This is a genomic window from Streptomyces sp. URMC 126 (assembly GCF_051386555.1).
Classification (GTDB): domain Bacteria; phylum Actinomycetota; class Actinomycetes; order Streptomycetales; family Streptomycetaceae; genus Streptomyces.
Map to the genome: position 1 here is coordinate 1 of NZ_JBPQTX010000143.1, position 16935 is coordinate 16935.

The 16935-nt window shown below is 68.9% G+C and carries 14 protein-coding genes and 1 pseudogene; 7 read left to right on the forward strand and 8 right to left on the reverse strand.

The annotated features are described in order from the left end of the window. The 3 genes from ACSNOK_RS18485 to ACSNOK_RS18495 all read right to left on the reverse strand — a co-directional run. Positions 1-1573: putative T7SS-secreted protein (locus ACSNOK_RS18485; protein ID WP_436781811.1), on the reverse strand; the 1573-nt coding region annotated here is incomplete at its 3' end. Further along, positions 1570-2142 carry a hypothetical protein gene (locus ACSNOK_RS18490; protein WP_436781812.1) on the reverse strand — a complete coding sequence of 191 codons (573 nt, stop codon included), beginning with the start codon at positions 2140-2142 and terminating at the stop codon, positions 1570-1572. The genes ACSNOK_RS18485 and ACSNOK_RS18490, both read right to left, overlap by 4 nt. A gap of 1394 nt (positions 2143-3536) precedes the next feature. After that, on the reverse strand, positions 3537-4166 hold the full coding sequence (locus ACSNOK_RS18495; protein WP_360024249.1) for a class I SAM-dependent methyltransferase: 630 nt from the start codon (positions 4164-4166) through the stop codon (positions 3537-3539). On the opposite strand from ACSNOK_RS18495, the gene ACSNOK_RS18500 reads away from it, so the two are divergent. From ACSNOK_RS18500 to ACSNOK_RS18510, 3 genes and pseudogenes are all read left to right on the forward strand, one after another. Next, positions 4155-5092, forward strand: a protein-coding gene (locus ACSNOK_RS18500; RefSeq protein ID WP_436781813.1) for an IS5 family transposase whose coding sequence is annotated in 2 segments (ribosomal slippage) — positions 4155-4551 and positions 4551-5092 — 939 coding nt in all. Because the reading frame shifts where the segments join, the coding sequence is not laid out codon by codon here. The two genes, ACSNOK_RS18495 and ACSNOK_RS18500, sit on opposite strands and share 12 nt — an antisense overlap. 70 nt (positions 5093-5162) lie before the next feature. Further along, entirely contained in the window at positions 5163-5495 is a 333-nt protein-coding gene (locus ACSNOK_RS18505; RefSeq protein ID WP_436781814.1) for a glyoxalase superfamily protein, read from the forward strand. 36 nt (positions 5496-5531) lie between these two features. Further along, positions 5532-6321: pseudogene (locus ACSNOK_RS18510) on the forward strand (IS630 family transposase); the annotation flags it as partial. Here ACSNOK_RS18510 and ACSNOK_RS18515 read toward each other — a convergent pair. Continuing rightward, entirely contained in the window at positions 6279-7046 is a 768-nt protein-coding gene (locus tag ACSNOK_RS18515) for an NAD(P)-binding domain-containing protein (RefSeq protein WP_436781815.1), read from the reverse strand. The pseudogene ACSNOK_RS18510 and the gene ACSNOK_RS18515 sit on opposite strands and share 43 nt — an antisense overlap. A 991-nt stretch (positions 7047-8037) precedes the next feature. On the opposite strand from ACSNOK_RS18515, the gene ACSNOK_RS18520 reads away from it, so the two are divergent. Continuing rightward, the gene (locus tag ACSNOK_RS18520) at positions 8038-8430 is read left to right on the forward strand and encodes a transposase (RefSeq protein WP_436781816.1); all 393 of its coding nucleotides are present in this window, start codon (positions 8038-8040) and stop codon (positions 8428-8430) included. 38 nt (positions 8431-8468) lie between these two features. Here the strand turns inward: ACSNOK_RS18520 and ACSNOK_RS18525 are convergent, their stop codons facing one another. After that, positions 8469-8825, reverse strand: coding sequence for a hypothetical protein (locus ACSNOK_RS18525; protein ID WP_436781817.1), 357 nt, complete (start codon positions 8823-8825; stop codon positions 8469-8471). Positions 8826-9592: 767 nt separating this feature from the next. Here ACSNOK_RS18525 and ACSNOK_RS18530 point away from each other — a divergent pair. Then, complete coding sequence (locus ACSNOK_RS18530) at positions 9593-10486, forward strand: sigma-70 family RNA polymerase sigma factor (RefSeq protein WP_436781818.1); 894 nt, start codon at positions 9593-9595, stop codon at positions 10484-10486. A 768-nt stretch (positions 10487-11254) separates the two neighbouring features. Continuing rightward, entirely contained in the window at positions 11255-11668 is a 414-nt protein-coding gene (locus ACSNOK_RS18535) for an acyl-CoA thioesterase (protein ID WP_436781819.1), read from the forward strand. 375 nt (positions 11669-12043) lie between these two features. Here ACSNOK_RS18535 and ACSNOK_RS18540 read toward each other — a convergent pair whose 3' ends face one another. Next, the gene (locus ACSNOK_RS18540; RefSeq protein ID WP_436781820.1) at positions 12044-12400 is read right to left on the reverse strand and encodes a hypothetical protein; all 357 of its coding nucleotides are present in this window, start codon (positions 12398-12400) and stop codon (positions 12044-12046) included. A gap of 210 nt (positions 12401-12610) precedes the next feature. Here ACSNOK_RS18540 and ACSNOK_RS18545 point away from each other — a divergent pair, with 210 nt between their 5' ends. Next, positions 12611-13603 (forward strand): winged helix-turn-helix domain-containing protein, encoded by a 993-nt coding sequence (locus tag ACSNOK_RS18545; protein ID WP_436781821.1) that lies wholly within the window; start codon positions 12611-12613, stop codon positions 13601-13603. Between the two features lie 216 nt (positions 13604-13819). Here the strand turns inward: ACSNOK_RS18545 and ACSNOK_RS18550 are convergent, their stop codons facing one another. Together ACSNOK_RS18550 and ACSNOK_RS18555 are read right to left on the reverse strand one after the other, a co-directional pair. Next, positions 13820-14584, reverse strand: coding sequence for an alpha/beta hydrolase (locus ACSNOK_RS18550; protein ID WP_436781822.1), 765 nt, complete (start codon positions 14582-14584; stop codon positions 13820-13822). Positions 14585-15338: 754 nt separating this feature from the next. Then, on the reverse strand, positions 15339-16385 hold the full coding sequence (locus ACSNOK_RS18555; protein WP_436781823.1) for an NUDIX domain-containing protein: 1047 nt from the start codon (positions 16383-16385) through the stop codon (positions 15339-15341). Between the last annotated feature and the right edge of the window lie 550 nt (positions 16386-16935).

Consider the following 16935-nt stretch of genomic DNA (forward strand, 5'->3'; position numbering starts at 1 on the left):
GGACGCCGGGGGCGGGGTGGGGGTAGGAGAGGATCATGCCGTCCTCGCCGACGAACACCACGCCCTTGGCGTCGATCTCCAGCCGCTGGTCGACCGTGCTGGACCAAGACGGACCGAACCAGTGCCCGGACCGGTATCCGGAGCCCACCCTTCGGGTGAAGGTCAGCGGGAGCGCGCCGGGCAGGATGACATCGGTCTGGGCCAGGAACATGTATCCCGAGGCCAGGTCGATCGGGTCACCGCCGCACTCGCGGTCCTTGTCCGCCTTCTTGAGGTCGTGGGGTTCGGCGTCCGCCTGTCCGCGCGCCGCGCCCGCCTCGCGTTCGGCGCCTTTGCCGAGCCTCTTGGCTCCTCGGGCGGCCGCCTCCTCCGCACCGTGCTTGGCCACGTTCACCGCCACGCGCCGGGCGGCCACCCCGCCCAGGCTGGTGCCGCCGCTGGCAATCGTGGTCAGGGCGTCGAAGCCCAGCCGCCCCGCGGCCTCCGAGGGGTCCTTCCCCCAACCCGTGCCCAGCAGCGTCGAGGGTATCCGTTCGGGATGGTTGGCCAGGGTCATGATCCCGGCCCCCATGTTGGTCATGTGGTCCAGGTACTGCGCCGGGTGAGTGACGTTGTACGGATCGACAGGCAAAACGGTGCGGACGAACTTCACCGTGTCGGCCGCGCCCTTGGTGAAACCTCCCGCGACATGGGTCAGTTCGGTGGCGGCCGCCGACTCGAAGTCGTCGATGTTCATGCCCACGCGATCGGTGAACGCCGGCTTCTGCGGAGCGTGGGCCAAGGCCGCGTTGACCGCTGTCGCCGCGGCCTCCGCCGCGCTGTTGCGCTGGGTACGGGCACCGGTCAGCAGCTCCTGGGCGTGCTGCATCTTCTCGGCACCGGCATTCGGGCAGGCGCCCGGCGGCGTCGGGCGGGGTCCTGGGTCCTTGCCGTCGTCCAGCTTCGCGTTGTATTCCTCGGCAGCCTTGTCGTAGGACTCAACCTGCGCCTTGTAGGCGTCCAGCGCCTCTTTCCGCTCCCGTTTTCCTTCCTTGTAGAGGGCGACGGCCTCCTTGGCCTTTCCCTGGGCCCAGGTGACGGTCTCCTCGTAGCGGGTCAGGGCCTTGGCCGCGTCCTCGCACGCTTTCGCCGCGTGACCCCACTGGGCGGGGTGCATCGCGAACTTCTCCCGGAAAGCGTCCGCGCCTTGGCCCTTCCAGTGGTCGGAGTCCAGCCGGGACATCCCGTCCCGTACCCGTGCGAACGCTGCCGCGAAGTCGGACAAGTGGGAGGCAGAGGACCGGATTTTGGCGGGGCTGCCGTGAATCAGCTCATTCGCCTCCTCGGTCTCGCCGAGTTGCTGTTCGCTGACGTGGGCGCCCATGCGGGAGGCGAAGTTGTCACCGAAATCGTCCACGTCGTCGGCCAAGCCGTGCATGCCCAGCGAGTCCAGGCCGTCACCCACCTCGTGGGAGACGAACCTGACGCCCTTGCCGACCTGCTTCTTACCCTCGTTCCACACCCCCTCGGCCTTCTCTCCGACCTGGTCGACACGCTTCTTCAGACCATGGCCCAAGTCCCCCAGGAAACTCATCCCAGCTCACCCTCACCGGCGACGCGCTTCATGACCTTCATGTTCCTGCGGCCGGTGGCAAGGCTGTCCTGCGCCACATCCATAGAGGTACGCACCGAATGGTCAAAGGAGTTCTCGAAGGACTTCTTGCTGTAATCCACGTGCGCGAAGTTCCCGTGATCCGCGATCTCCTCCATCGACATCTTCTCGACCTGCTCATCGGAGAGCGTCGGATCCGCACCGAACGCGGCAACGCCGACCTTGAGCGTGCCCTTGATGTACTGGTCCTGCTCGTAGTAACTGCCCGCGGCCAACCCCACCCTGCGGGCGAACTCGTTCCCGTCATGGACCAACGACCGCACGCCCCACTCCCAGCGCTCGCAAAAGGACTTCAGTGCGCCGGTCAGACCGTCATGGCCCGTCTGCATACCATTCAGCTTGATGTCGGAAAAACCCCGGCCCGCCGCCGACTCCCCGACCATCCCCAGCTCCTTCAACTCCGCGAGGACAGCCGTCAGACCCTGGGCAATCTGCCCCAACGCCTCACGATCCGCCACCAGATCGGCCCCACCACTACTCATCGCGCTCACACTCCCCCTCCGGCGATACCCCCGACCGCCACCGCGTCCGGCACCACACCCACCACAGGCGGCAGGAAGAACGGCGCCTCGCTCCCTACATCCAGGGCAACTCCCGCCGGCTCCCCGACCGCCGGTATCACCACATCCAAAAGACGAGCCCCCCGAACGGCGACGTAGTCCACCGCCGCCTCCCCCGGCCGAACCGCCACGCCACACGCGTCAGCCCGCCCCGTCACAAACCAGGCCAAACCCGGCTCATCACAGAAAGCGTGAATCCACCACACCCCCTCAAAACGCGCCGTCCACAACCCACCCCCCTCATCAAGCGGCACAAGAACCGCCGCCCGCCGAAAAGCCCCTACGACCTCCAACGGGTCGGCCTCTCGCGTATATAAGGCGGCCAGACTCTCGCTCAGCGTCAACACAGCGGCACCTCCCGGCGCGGGACGATACCGTGTGCTGCGGCGAGGGCACGCAAGTATTTCCGTTCCCCTGCTGGGCGTTGACATCTGAGGGAGCCTGGCGGTGGGACCCTCGCGGTCTTGTCGGCGGAGGATGTCCTGAGTGTGCACCGACTGGGTGCGTACGCCGGTCTTGACATCGGCTGGGGTCTCACGATCCCTGCGATCCCCCTCACGCTGCCGGCGAACCGGGCCGGTCAGAACGCGCCATCTACGGCAACAGGCTCTCGCTGTTCGGCCGCGCAGGCGCGCAGCGCCGACAGCGGAGGTCCGTCAATCGTCGCCTGCGGTGGGTGTGACCGTATGACGCCAGGTGAGTGGCGACCGCTTTGCGAGGCTCAGCGTCGGCGCAGATGACACTATCGCGTGCAACTTCAGCGGCATGCCCGTGGCACTACTTGTGACGAAGTGGCTGCTGGAACTCCCGCGAAGCAAGCTGCGATTGACCGCACGGGGTGTATCGCGGATCGCGTCCGGTCCCTCCTTCGAAGGACGACGCCGACCCGCCATCGCGACGAGGCGAACTGCCTCGCATCCTCAGCAGTTCTCGTGCTGGAGCGGTCGGCGAGCGACCTACGCGCCGTGGCGTGGCGCGGCTGATGGTGGCCGGCCGGCAGGCCGGGAGTGGTGCCATGCCTGGCCTGGTCCTACGGCCGCTGATGCCCGCATCGTGGGCGAGGCAGCCGGCTGGGTGTGGTTGGAGCAGTCCAGTTCCCCCGGCAACCGCAGGCTGGGGCGTTGGCCCAGGTCTTCACGCTCTGCTGCGGCTCCCCCCTCGCGGACACGTCGCCACAGCAGAGCGTTGAGCCGCTCGAAGATGCCGTCGCGTTCCAACTCGCCGAATTAGCCCTAGGGCCTGTCTGACAATCTCCGTCGGATCAGCGAGCGCCCGCCTGGCCGGCAGCCCGGAGCGACCACCCGGCGGGCATTGCCGGGCAGGACCTACGAACGGCGGGCCAGCAGGTGGGAGTCGAGGAAACCCCGTTCAGAGGCCGGATCGTGGAGCAGCCGGGCGAAGGGAACAAGCCCGGCATCGGCAAGCAGTTCGGCGAGGCGGTCCGCCGGCCAGCTGTAGGCAGGTGTCACCTTGTGGTCGAACTGGACCGGCTCCGGTCCGTCGGTCCCGAAGAAGGAGACCAGAAGCAGGCCACCCGGAGCCAGGACGCGTCCCTGCTCGGCGAGCAGCTTCGGGAGTTCTCCCGGAGGCGTGTGGATCATCGAGTAGTGGGCCAGTATGCCGCCGAGTGCGCCGTCTTCGATCGGTAGGGACTCCATCCGCGCCTCCTGGAAGCGCAGTGCCGGATGGGCCCGCCGGGCGTGATCGACCATGCCAGGGGAGAGGTCGAGTCCGAAGGCGTCCAGGCCCAGTTCGTGCAGCATGGCCGTCAGATGTCCGGGCCCGCACCCGACGTCCGCTGTCTGCAGGTTGCCTGTCGCGCGAACCAGTTCGGCGAAGGTGCCGATCATGGCCCGGGCAAACGGTTGTGTCTCCAGCCGGTCCGCGAACAGTGATGCGTACAGCTCGACGACTCCGTCGTAGGCCGCCCTGGTCTCGTCTTGATGATTCGCCACAGGCGGGACTCTATAGCCGGTCTGATCATTGATCTTGTGGCAGGTCGAGGTGAGCTGACGGATGCGGCGTGGGAGCGAATAGAGCCCTTGTTGCCGCGGGTGGGCGGACACGGTCGTCCGTGGCGTGATCACCGGCAGGTGGTCAACGAGGTGCTGTGGCGGCTGCGGACCGGGGCTCCGTGGCGCGATCTGCCCGAGCGGTACGGCCCCTGGCAGACCGTCTACGAGCGGTTCGCCCGCTGGGAAGCGGACGGGACCTGGGCGAAGCTACTGGAACACGTCCAGGTCCGCGACGACGCAATGGGCCGGGTGGAGTGGACCGTCGCTGTCGACTCCACGATCAACCGAGCTCACCAGCACGCGGCCGGCGCCCGTAAAAAGGGGCCGCGTGCGGGGACGAACCGGAAGATCCGGGCCACTCGCAGGCGCGCCAGGCCCTCGGCCGATCCCGGGGCGGGCTGACCACCAAAGTTCATCTCGCCGTCGACGGCCGCGGCCTCCCACTGTCCATCACCCTCACACCCGGCAACGTCAACGACGCCACCGCCTTCGGCCAGGCCCTCGACAGCATCCGCATCCCGCGCGCCGTTACGGGCCGACCTCGCACGACACCGACGCGGGTGCTGGGCGACAAGGCATATTCCAGCCGGGCGATACGCCACCTGCTGCGGCGCCGGGGCATCGTTGCCACGATCCCCGAACGCCGCGACCAGGTGGCCAACCGCCTGCGACGTGGAACCCGCGGCGGCCGCCCACCCGCCTTCGATAAGGAGATCTACCGCGATCGCAACGTGGTCGAACGATGCTTCGCCCGCCTCAAGCAGTTCCGTGCGATCGCGACCAGGTTCGACAAACTCGCCACCCGTTACCGGGCCGGAGTCGTTCTGGCCTCGCTGATCCTCTGGCTTCGCGAAGCAACCAGGTGATCATTTGTCAGACACGCCCTAGTGTCACATCAGACAACGTTTGCCTTTGACGGTCTGCGACGATGGCCTCATGGACGAGGAAGTCATTCCCATCCTCCGCGTCGAGGACGCCGCGGCGGCGGTCAGGTGGTACGAGCGGCTGGGTTTCACCAAGCAGTGGGAACACCGTTTTGAACCGGGACTTCCCGCGTTCGTCGAGGTCGCCCGGGGCGGGGTGCGGTTGTTCTTGTCGGAGCACAAGGGAGATGCTCGCCCCGACACGCTTGTCTACCTCCGCGTTCTTGACGTCGAGACCATCGCTTCGGAATTCGGCGTGCGAGCGAATGACGCTCCGTGGGCGCGTGAGATCGAGCTGCGCGACCCTGACGGCAACCGGCTGCGCATCGGCACGCCGACGCAATGAACACTCGCCGGCAGCGCGCGGCAGACAGCTGTGCTGGTGGCTGAGCGAGTACGCGTCCGCGAGATCGATGACGACGAGGGGCAGCAGTTGCTGCGGATCACCCCCGGAGCAGCGGGTCGGTGGTGGCGTGGCGGCGGGCGCCGATGGTGCTGCCGTCCGCCCAGGCATGGACGTGGCGAAGATCGCCGAGGTGACGTTCACCAGAGTGGATCGGGTCCGGGAGGGTGATTCACGACTTCAATGCCGACGGCTTCGGCCGCTCCCTCTATTACCCGATGTACAGGGGCGGTCGGCCAAGGACATTCGCCTTGTCCGGGCGACGTGAAATAAAGAAGACCGCCAAGTCCAGCCCGGCCAAGCCGGCCGACTCTCCGGTTGCCGAGGGGGTGTTCGACGACATCAGCCACGAGGGCCTTCGGGTCCTGCTCCGCAAGGGGGCGTGTCGTTTCGACGCATGAAGACCCGGAGGACCTCCCGCGATCCCGACTATGCGGCCGGGAAAGCCCGCGTCGAGCACCTCCACGCGATCGCCGACGACGAGGTCATACCCGAGGACGGAGAACCGAAGGTGGCTTTCTGCCTGGACGAGTTCCGCCCGCTCATCCTCCGGACCCATCCCGGCCGGCAGTGGGCCCAGCGCGGAAGGCCGCATAAAGATCCCGGCCACCGGCCCAGGCCCCGCAGGCGGGCACCCACACCCGCCCCGGGACGGGACGGGGACAGGCACTTGTTCGCTGCCTACGACCTCCACTAGAACAAGCTGCACGGCCACATCCCGCTTGACTACTTGAGGTCGGAAAGAAGCGCGTCAAGTGCCTTCTGCAGAGCGTCGGAGTTGGTGGTGTCGAACCACGTGGTGCGGATGCGTTCGTTGGCTCCTTTCGGTGTCTCATGGTCGGCCGCGAGCTGCTGCAGGGAGCGGGTCTCGTCGCTCAAGGCGCGCCCGACGCCCTGGAAGAGGCCGCGAACGTAGCGGTCCGCGTCCTCGGCGGGAATGCCATGGCGGGCTGCCCAGGCGGTGAGTGTGGCGAGGTACCAGTAGTGGGTGGTCAGTGTGGCCGTCAGGGCTTGGTAAGCGTTGAGGGTCGCTTCGTCCGCGACGGGGAGCGTCCCGCCGAGGCGGCCGAAGAGGTCATCCACGGCCGGGTGGGAGGGGCAGGTCACGGTGACGGACTGGCGCTCGCGCGCGGCGGGCAGCGGGATGGCGCGCACCACGGGGGCGCCGGCGCCGAGAGTTCGGCGCAGCTCACTGATGGCAACGCCGGTCATGACGCTGACCACGACCTGGTCGCCGCCGACCTGGAGCCCGGCGAGGGCCTCGTCGCGGTCCTGGGGGCGGACGGCGAGGATCACCAACGCGCAGTGGTTCACCACGTCCTGGTTGTCGTTGCATACCCGCACGTTCGGATACCGCTGGGACAGATCGGCGGCGGTACGGGCGCCTCGTGGCGAGAGGTAGATCTCGGGCGGCTCCTCGATGCCGTCACACAGGCCGTCCACGATCGCGCGGGCGATTTCGCCCACGCCGATGATCCCGATGCGCTGCATCATGTCTCCTGTCGTCTCGCCCGCAGTGGCCCCGGCCCTCATTCATGACACCGCTGCTTCGAATCTGCGGGTGGAGGCCGCGGCAACGGGCACAGCGGTCATCCTGCCTGACCGGTGCCCGCAGGGATGTGGTGGGCCCGCCGGGCGGCGGGCGGGGCAGACTAGGCCTGATCCTCAGCCACTTGGTGACCGGTCCGCCATGCACGTTGCCTCGGTCTGTCCCATATCCCCGAGCGGCGCCGAGCGTGCGCGGTTGAAGAGATCCCCTACGGCCACCGGCTCGAACACCGGCTACGGATGCGCGCCTTGGTCGTCGTCCTGCAAGCCGCGCGCGGACGCTCCAACGCGCGTATTGCGCGGGAGACCGGGCTGCGCATCGACATCGTGCGCCGCCGACGGGGCCGGTTCGCCAGGCGGGACTGCCGGCGTCGAGCCCGCGAACGCTGCGGCGGCCCGGCCTCGTTCGCCCCGATGCAGGCCACCGAGACCAAAGCACTGGCCTGCCGGCTCCCCGCCGAGAGCGGAATGTCGCCGACGCGCTGGTCGTGCCCGGAACCGGCCCGGGAGACCGTCGCCCGGGGCTCGCGCCCCCCTCTCGACCACCACCGTGCGCCGCTGACCGGCCCAAGACACCCCCAAGCCGTGGCAGCACCAGTCCTGGATCTTCATCACCGGCCCGCGCTTCCGCCCCAAGACCCAGCACGTCCTTGATCTGTATGCCCGCACCTTCGAGAGCATCGCGCTGGGCGACGACGAACACGTCATCAGCACCGACGAGAAGACCTCGGTCCAGGCCCGCTGCCGCTGCCACCCCACTCTCGTCCCTGGCCAGGCCAGAGCGATGCGGGGCAACCACATCCACCGGCGCGGCGGGGCCGTGGCCTACGTCTCCGCCTCCTACGTCTCCGCCTACGGCGTCCATCGGGCGAAGGTATTCGGCCGCTGCTAGGCAACCACCGGCATCGCGCCGTTCACGAACCCCGTCGAGCAGGTCATGACCCGCGAGCCCTACGCCGGTTGCGAGCCCTATGCCCGTGCGGAACGCATGTTCTGGATCACCGACAACGGCTCCTCCCACCGTGCACAGAAGGTCACCGCCCGGTCGGCCGCGATGTTCCCGAACGCCGTCATGGTCCACACGCCCGTCCACGCCTCCTGGCTGAACCAAGTGGAGATCTACTTCTCCGTCGTCCGGCGCAAAGCCGTCACGCCCAACAGCTTCACCGACCTGGCCCAAGTCAGGGACCGGCTCCGGAACTCAAGAGCCACTACAGCGCCTCGGCACAGCCATTCCAGTGGAAGTCCACCACCTCCGACCCGGACGATCTGCCGGCCAGGCTCAACCGGCACACCGCCGATCACCCAGAACAACCCTCCCTCGCGCTGACAACATGATCACCCCCGAAGAACTTCCGGAGCCGACCACTAAGCGAAGTGGTGATCGACGACCCAGTAGTCGTATTCCTCGGTGGTCACCGCGCAGGCGTGACGGCCGTCCTCGGAAAGAGCGACGAATTCCGGATCACCGTCGTACTGAAGGTGCGCCGTCGGCCCGGCTCCCTCGCTCCACCTCACCGGTGTCCACCCGACGTCCAGGCTGCCTGTGCCGGCCACATGAACGAGGAACGCGCCCTTGGCCGTGAAGACCGACGCGGCCGACGCACACCGGTACCACTGACGGTCGACCTCGCGGAGGGCGTCCGTCGCGCCATGAGCGACCTTTGCCTTCGGCTCGGCGGTGACACTGACGACGGCTGCCCACACCTCCCAAGGTGCCGGCAAGCCGGCCACCGGCGGCCGCGGATGGGGCAACAGCGTGAGCCCACTTGCGCGGACGAGGCGGATCTGCCGGTCACGTCCTGTCTCGTTCATACAACGCCTCACTCATACAGCGGGAATGTCAGCGCACCCGGCCCGCCCCTCCCCGTGACGATATCGTGGGGTACTCCCGCCCTCTTACGACTCTCACGTCACCTAGTTATGTATGGCCGCACGGCTCGTACGGCTCGGCGTCGGACGGCGTAGGTCGGACACGCAGCATCGCTCATCCGGATGTCCTTGACGTCGGTGAAGGCGACCGGGCCGGGCCTCCGCATGCCCTTACTCGTAAGCACTCCTGGCCCTCGTCGAAGGCCCCGGCATCGTCGGACTCCGCCTCGCCCGGGTCGTCCTCCGGGAGCAGGCCCAGCGGGGCGTCGCCGAAGAGACCGAAGGAAGAGAAAGAAGACCGAAGAAGGAGTGCTCCTGCTCCTCGGGGCCCAAGGTGCCAGGGCCCCCGGTCCCCGGGCGCTAAGCGGCGGCGAAGCCGCTGCCCGTGGAGGCGGACGGGAAGCTGCCTTGCGGACGGATGACCCGCAGACGACCCGCAGGGCCGGTTTCCGGTACGGAGTCGGTCGGCGGTCTCGGTGTGGCCGGGCGCATATGATCATGCACACGTTCACTCCACCGCTGTCACACCCAGGCCGTCCCATACGTCAGTGTTCCGAACGGGCAACCAGGCGATGCGCGGAGCGTAAGCGTGCGGCACGTCATGAACAGAACGGCGAGGAATGGACAGCGCGAACGACACCGAGTTCCTGGCACGACGCTTCGAGGAGCACAGGTCGCACCTGAGGGCAGTCGCCTACCGAATGCTGGGGTCACTCGCCGAGGCCGACGACGCGGTGCAGGAAGCGTGGCTGCGGCTGAGCCGGGTGGACGCCGGTGAGGTCGGGAACCTCGGCGGGTGGCTGACGACCGTCGTCGGACGGGTCTGTCTCGACATGCTGCGCAGCCGTACCGCTCGGCGCGAGGAACCGATGGAGGAGCGGCTACGCCTGCCCGACCCGGTCGTCAGCGGGGTGGACGGCGTCGATCCGGAGCAGGAAGCGCTGCTGGCGGACTCGCTGGGGCTGGCGTTGCTGGTGGTGCTTGAGTCGCTGGCTCCGGCGGAGCGGCTCGCCTTCGTCCTGCACGACATGTTCGCCGTGCCCTTCGACGAGATCGGCCCGGTCGTCGGCCGCACCCCGGCCGCCGCCCGGCAGCTCGCCAGCCGCGCCCGCCGGCGGGTGCAGGGTGCGGCCCCCGCACCGGACCCGGACATCAGCCGGCAGCGGCGGGTCGTCGACGCCTTCCTCGCCGCAGCGCGCGGCGGCGACCTCGAGGCGCTCGTGAACCTGCTGGACCCGGACGTGGTGGCGCGGTCCGACAGCGGTCCCTCGCGTGCGTTCAGCGTCGTGCGGGGCGCGGAGGCCGTCGCGCGGCGGGCGTCGCGGTTCGCCCGCGTGGCGGAAGCGGCGAGGCCGGCGCTCGTCAACGGTGCGGCCGGGGTCATCGCCATGCTGCGCGGGGCGCCGTTCTCCGTCATGGCCTTCACCGTCGTGGAGGACCGGATCGTCGCCCTCGACATCCTCACCGACCGGGAACGGCTTGCCGCACTGGACCTCACCGTGCTCGAACACTGAGGGGCTGGGGGCCAGGGCCGGGGCCCGGGACCCTGGCCTCGGCCTGGGGGTGGTGGTCGGATCGGGTCCTGGTCGGTCCGGGTCGAGATCAAGCCAGAGTCAAGACCGAGAACGGAGTCCGGCCCGTGACACAGGAACCCCGGGATTCCGTTGTGTGGTGGCCAGAAGGCAGCCGAATCACCACGCTGCGGAACGTGGGGTTCCCACCCTGTGCGGTGCAGAGCCCTGCCTGACTCGGCACCCCGATCGGCGCCCGTTCGTTGTCCGCGCCCGAAGGCGCCGCGCCGGCGGCCGCCCTGCGCGGTCTGACACCGTCCGCGTGGAGCCGGAAGCGGTGCCAGGCTGGACGGTGCGTGCGCGATCTCGCCGCCCGTGTGCGGGGACGGTTGTCCCACCCCCGCCTGGCCCGCGATCGGGACCCTCATGGGGGGGCGGGCCCCCGCCCCGCCCGGCCGGGTGAGACCCATGGAAACGTTCATTCATCGCGTCAAACAGGAAAGGGGCAGCTGACCCGGATCGCACTGCCGGCTTCCCCCGAAGCCGCCGAATCCCGAATTGGGCTGCTCTCCGCCGAATTCGACGAGGAGCAGCGCATGCTGAGCGGGATACATGGTGAGTTGGGCGGGCACGACGCCGTACCCGAACTCCAAAACGAGGCCGACGGGTTCGGCCCGAGGCGTGGCCTGGTGCTGTTCGGCATCAGGTCAGGCTCAGAGTCAGCGTGATCGCTTTCCTGCCGCTGTTCGAACCTTCGGGAAACGAGCCCCTGTGAATAGGTACACCTACTCCTGCCCGCTGAGGTGGGCTGACGCCGATGCCAACGGCCACGTCAACAACGCTCTCTTCCTCCGGTTCATGGAGGAGGCGCGCACGAGGATGTTCCGGGAGGTGCCGGCCACTGATGAGGAGGGCCGTCGCCGGAACGCGTTCGTCCTCGCCCGCGTCGTTGTGGACTACCGAGTGCCCCTGGACTACCGGGACGAGCCCGTCGACGTACACGTCTGGGTCACGGAGAGCACCGCGGCCACCTTCGAACTCGCCTATGAGATGCGCGACGATGATCACCTGTATGCCGAGGCGACGACCACGATCGTCGCCTACAACCTCACCACCGGCCGACCCCGCCGTCTCTCCGAGGCGGAACGCGGCTTCGTGGCGCGCTACAGCCGGCCGGTCAGCTGACCACCCCGAGCAAGCCGGAAACCAGTAGGTAACGCGAGACGCGAGACAGCTGTATCGCGGTTCACCGAAAAGCTGGGCCGCGGTCCGGTCCTACCGGAGCGAGCGTCCGCGCTCGCACTGAAGCGCTCCCCCGGGCCGGGCCTCCGCGATATCGACGTCGGCTCGTTGGTGCGGCTGGTCAACGCCGCCTTCGCCGCCCGTGATGCGGCGTGATGGGGCGGCGTGGTGGGGCGGTGCCGCATGATCGCCCGAGTGCGTGGGTGGCCGGCGCCCGGCCACGGACCTGCTCGGCCGGCCGCCGCAGCGGCCGGCCGAGGGTGAGCACCCGTCGTCGCCCATGACGGGTGCTCCGCCGGAGCGAGGTTCTTGAGAGCGTTACAGCTTCTTGCCGCTCCGGCCGTCGCAGTAGTACGGGTTGCCGGTGCTCTTGGGGATGTAACAGGACATCGTGCGCACCGTGCCGGTGTTGCTGTTGGTGCCGGTGATCGTGACGGTGCTGTCCTTCTGCCACCACCACTTGCTCAGCTTGGTGTAGCCGGACCCGGGTGTGTCCAGGTGGTTGTAGCAGACCTTGTTGTCGTACTGATTCCAGCCACAGATACGGACCCAGTCCGAGTAGTACGTGGAGACGGCGACCTCCACGGAAGGAACGTCCGCCCGCGCCGTCGTGGCCGTGGTCATCGGCAGACCGACTGCTCCCACCGCGGCTGCGGCCAAGGCGAGCTTGCGCATACGGGTCATGGTGGTTCTACCCCCTTCGTTCTCGGATCGCGGCGACACACCGCCGCCGATGCGGGCGGTGCCCGTGTGTCCTCCGTGCTGGGTCAGCTTGCAGGTGCCCGGTCGTTCACGTCGTCCTGTTTCGGTCTCAGCCGAAACAGCAGCCATTCGTAAGGTTCGCCCGTACCGGCTGTACGCGCGCCACGGGGAGGCGGACGCAGGATGATCAAGCACCGGATTCACTTCACCGCACAGGACTTGGCGCGCACGCGCATAGCCGACACCCCGCATCCGCTACTTGAGGTGACGATCGCGGCGCGGATGCTCCAGGAGACGTGCGGCGGGCCGGTCATGAGGACATGGCAGCGTGAGGTGGGCGGCCGGCTGGACGCGAGCCGGGCCGGCATGGTGCTGGAGCTCAATCCACCGCGCGGGTGGGCGCCAAGGTTCCTGCACCCCTTCTGCGCCTCGGGCGACGCGCGGGAGGCGCTGGAGCTGGCACGCGCGACGCCGGGGAAGGTGATGGACGAGCAGATGGCGTTCATCGCGGAGCGGCAGAGACCACCGCGCTGGGCCGAACACCTTCACGACGACATCCGGCTGCGGAGGCAGCTGTTCGATGGTCTTCAGCACGTCTACGAGCACGCCCTCGCACCCTACTGGCCCCGGATCCGGGCCCGCCTGGAGGCCGACCGGGCGCTGCGGACACGGGACTTCGCCTCCGGTGGCATGGAACGAGTACTGGCGGGGCTGCAACCGGGCCACATCACCTGGAAACCACCGGTCCTGGAAGTCACCGGGACCATCAGCCGCCGCATCGATCTCCATCTCGACGGGCGCGGGCTGCTGCTGATCCCGTCGTGGTACGGTCACCGACTTCCGCTGCTCGATCCCCATGCCGAGCCGCAACCGTTCCTCACGTATCCGGCGCACCGCGAGGCCGCCGGCGCCAGGCCGGACGGGGCGTCGACGGGCGCCTCGGCGGCCGCCTTGGGTGCGTTACTGGGCCACACCCGCGCCGCCGTACTGCTGACGATCGCCGACAGAACAGGCTGCACCACAACCGAGATCGCCCGCCGAGTCGGTATCTCCGCCGCGAGCGCCAGCGAACACACGTCCGTGCTCCGGTCGACCGGACTTGTCACAACGGCCCGTCACCGCAACACCGCCCTGCACACGGCAACGCCCACGGCGCTGGCCCTTCTCGGATCCTGAGGCGAAGGCCCCGACTACGCCGTACTCCTCACGGAGGACAGCACTCGACGCTCCGCAGACGTGGAGCGATTCATGGCTTCGTGGCACGGGCCCCTGCCGAGCGTTCCGGCAGGGGCCCGTGGCGTAGAGGACCGAGCAGGGCTGGGACCTGCCTCCGGATGAGCAAATGTCCTGGCCGACACGGCTACTGTCCGCCGGTGGCCTGACGGCCTGGCGTCACTTCAGGTGTCGGATGAAGAACCGGGCCGCGGCGTCACCCGCGAACTGCGGGACGCCGGTGTGCCCGCCCATATTGGCGTGCAGCGTCTTCTCCTTGGAGCCGAAGGCGTCGAACAGGTCCAGGGCCGCCTGCCGGTCGTTCCCTTCGTCGTCCCACTGCAGCAGAACGTGCAGGGGAATGGTGACCTGGCGGGCCTCCTCGAACATGGCGCGAGGGACGAAACTCCCGGCGAACAGGACAGCGGCCGAGATGCGCGGCTCGACCACCGCCAGCCGGGTCCCGATGGAGATCACTCCCCCTGAGTACCCGACCGGGCCGCCGATCTCGGGCAGAGACAGGAGGGCGTCCAGGGCGGCCTGCCATTCCGGGACCGCCTTGTCGACCAAGGGGAGGATGAGGGCGTCGATGATCTCGTCGCCGACCGGCTCCCCGGCCTCCATGGCCCGGCGCAGGTCGGCGAGGGCCTGCTCGGCGGCGGGCCAACGGGGTCGGTCGCCGCGTCCGGGGAGCTCGATGGTGGCCGTGGCGAAGCCGTCCGCCGCGGAGCGCCGGGCTCGGGCCAGAAGGCGGGGGTACGCCCTGCGCAGCCCGAGAGGAGGAGGGCCGAGCAGGATCAGCGGAGCCGGTGCGGGCGCGGGCCCGGATGTGGGTGCGGATGTGGGCGCGGGTGCGGGCGTCCACAGGATGCCGGGGATCTCGCCGAGGGTGAATTCGCGCTCGAGGACGCCGTCGTCGAGACGCTCTTCAGAAGTGAATTGCATGGTCGTGCCTTTCGGAAACACCATTGAACGGCGCTCCCGGACGACCTAACGCCCGACCGTGACCCCAGAAGGGAGCACCCATGTCGATACGTTCACGGGTACCACCTCCTCGCTCTCTTGCACGGCAACCGGAAAGGTAGCAGTGGCCGCCGTGGTTCCGCCAACGGGTTTTCGCGGGGGCTGCGTGGCCGGACACCACGGCATCGGAATCACGCCTGGCACTGATCGGAAGCGCACGTCCGCCCCCGATTCGAGCACCGGGAATCCGGCGACCAACCGCTGACGGACGATCTATCGACAACCACCGTGGGCACCCTGAGCACCGGTCACACCAGCACGTCGACCCATGACGTCACATCGGCGGAGGCTCGGTGTGCGCGACCGCCAAGGTGGCGAATTCGCGCACACCGCTTCGGACGCACCGCATTACCGCATGGCACCTGCCCGCCGAACCCCGGACTGGGTTCTTGGACCACCTCGCGGAAGGCTTTCTCGGGCCCGCGTGGGCTGACGCGTGAGCGCTCGTCCCCCGGTCCGGATTCTCCTCGGCCGCGCCACGCCCGCCCAGAGCGGCGGCGTTCATCCGGATCGCCCGGCCGCAGCGGCAGTTCCACCGGCACATCGGCGGCCGGCCGGGACGGACGGAATAGACGAACGGAGTAGGAGAACGGCCTGGTACGTCAACCACCCCGGCGGAGAGGGGTACGTGCGGCACGCGGAGCCGCCGTCGCGCACCGCCCGTTCCCACGAGCCGTCAGGATGCACACCCCACCGGCACGCCCGCCTCCAAGTTGAGCGGGCAGCCGCGCTCGCGGGCCCGCAGGGCCCAGTGGAAGCGGTTGAAGCGGACGGGCGGCAGGAGGGTGCTCGCCTCGGTCTCGGTGACGAAACGCCAGCCGCGCAGTTCGGCACCCGGGAGCAGCAGGCGGCGGGCCTCGGCCTCGGTCAGCCGGCCGCCGTCGAAGAGGAAGCGGAGGCCGCCGAAACCGGGCGGCCGGGGCGGTTCCCAGTCCACGACCAAGAGTTTCGGCACATCCGGCAGTTCGATGCCGATCTCCTCCGCCACCTCGCGCATGCCGGCCCGCGCCGGCGCCTCGCCCGGTTCGACTATGCCGCCGGGGAACTCCCACCCGGGCTTGTAGGTGGGGTCGACGAGGAGCACCCGGTCGTGTTCGTCGAAGAGGAGCACCCCGGCGGCCAGGGTCTCGGCCTTCGGCTCGGGCGTCTCGACGATCTGGCACGGTCCGGCGGAGCCGTCGCGGACGGCCTGGGCGACCCGTTCGGCCGCCTCGCGCGGGGTGAGCCGTCCGGTGTCCACGACGAACGCGTCGTCGCGCAGCCAGGTCAGCGCCTCCTGGTAGGCGTCGACGTGGTCCCGGGCCCACTGCCGGACGGACTCGCTGCGGACCGGGTCGCCGGGGTCTTCCACCCGGCCGTCGATCCGCTTGCGCAGTATCGTTTCATCGCAATCCAGCAGGATGTGCCGCACGGGGATGCGTCGGGCGGCGAGCGTCCCGAATATCTCGTCCCGGTACTCCTGCCTCAGCAGTGTCATGGGGACGACGAGCATCCCGCCCACCTCCGCCAGCAGCGCCGCCGCGGTGTCGGCGACCAGGCGCCGCCAGATCGGCAGGTCCTGGAAGTCGTCGACTTCCGCCACCCGACCCGGCGGCAGGAGATGACGCAGCCCCCCGCCGACGATCTCGGGGTCGTAGAGATGGCTTTCCGGCACGAGCCCGGTCAGTTCCCTCGCGGTGCTGGTCTTGCCCGCACTGAAAGCGCCGTTCAACCAGACGATCACGGTTCCCCCTCCTCCGGGCGGCCCCCTTGCGATGCCCGGAACACCTTGCCACGGAAGGACGGACGAGCGGGATGGGGCCCTCGGTTCACCGGCGCACGCGCTGCATGGCCCGAAACTCCCATGCTTCCCACGGCTCCCACGGCCCTCAGGGCTTTCACGCCGCGCATGTCGCAGACACCGAAACGCGCGTCTCAGGGCGCCTATGTCCCTGGTGTTGCTCTTACCGCTCTTGTCACTCGTGTCGTGTACAACCCCTTGCTGCGCGTGGGTCTTTCATGCCACAGCTGCCGGGTCTCACCCACAGGCCGAACGTCTGCCCAACGCCTGCGCTACGCCACCCACGCAGCGCGTGGCGCTCACCGTCGCGCCCTCCGACCTCCGGGTTGCGCAGCGCCCAACTCACACGCCGCACCCCGCACGTCGCGTCGATGGGACGGGCGGGCGAATGGCAGGCAACGGGGCCCGGCGGCGGGCGTTCGAGCTCGGCATCACCGACCCGGCGCCCGACGGAACAACGGAGAGGCTCAACCCCGCCCCCACACCCCGGTCC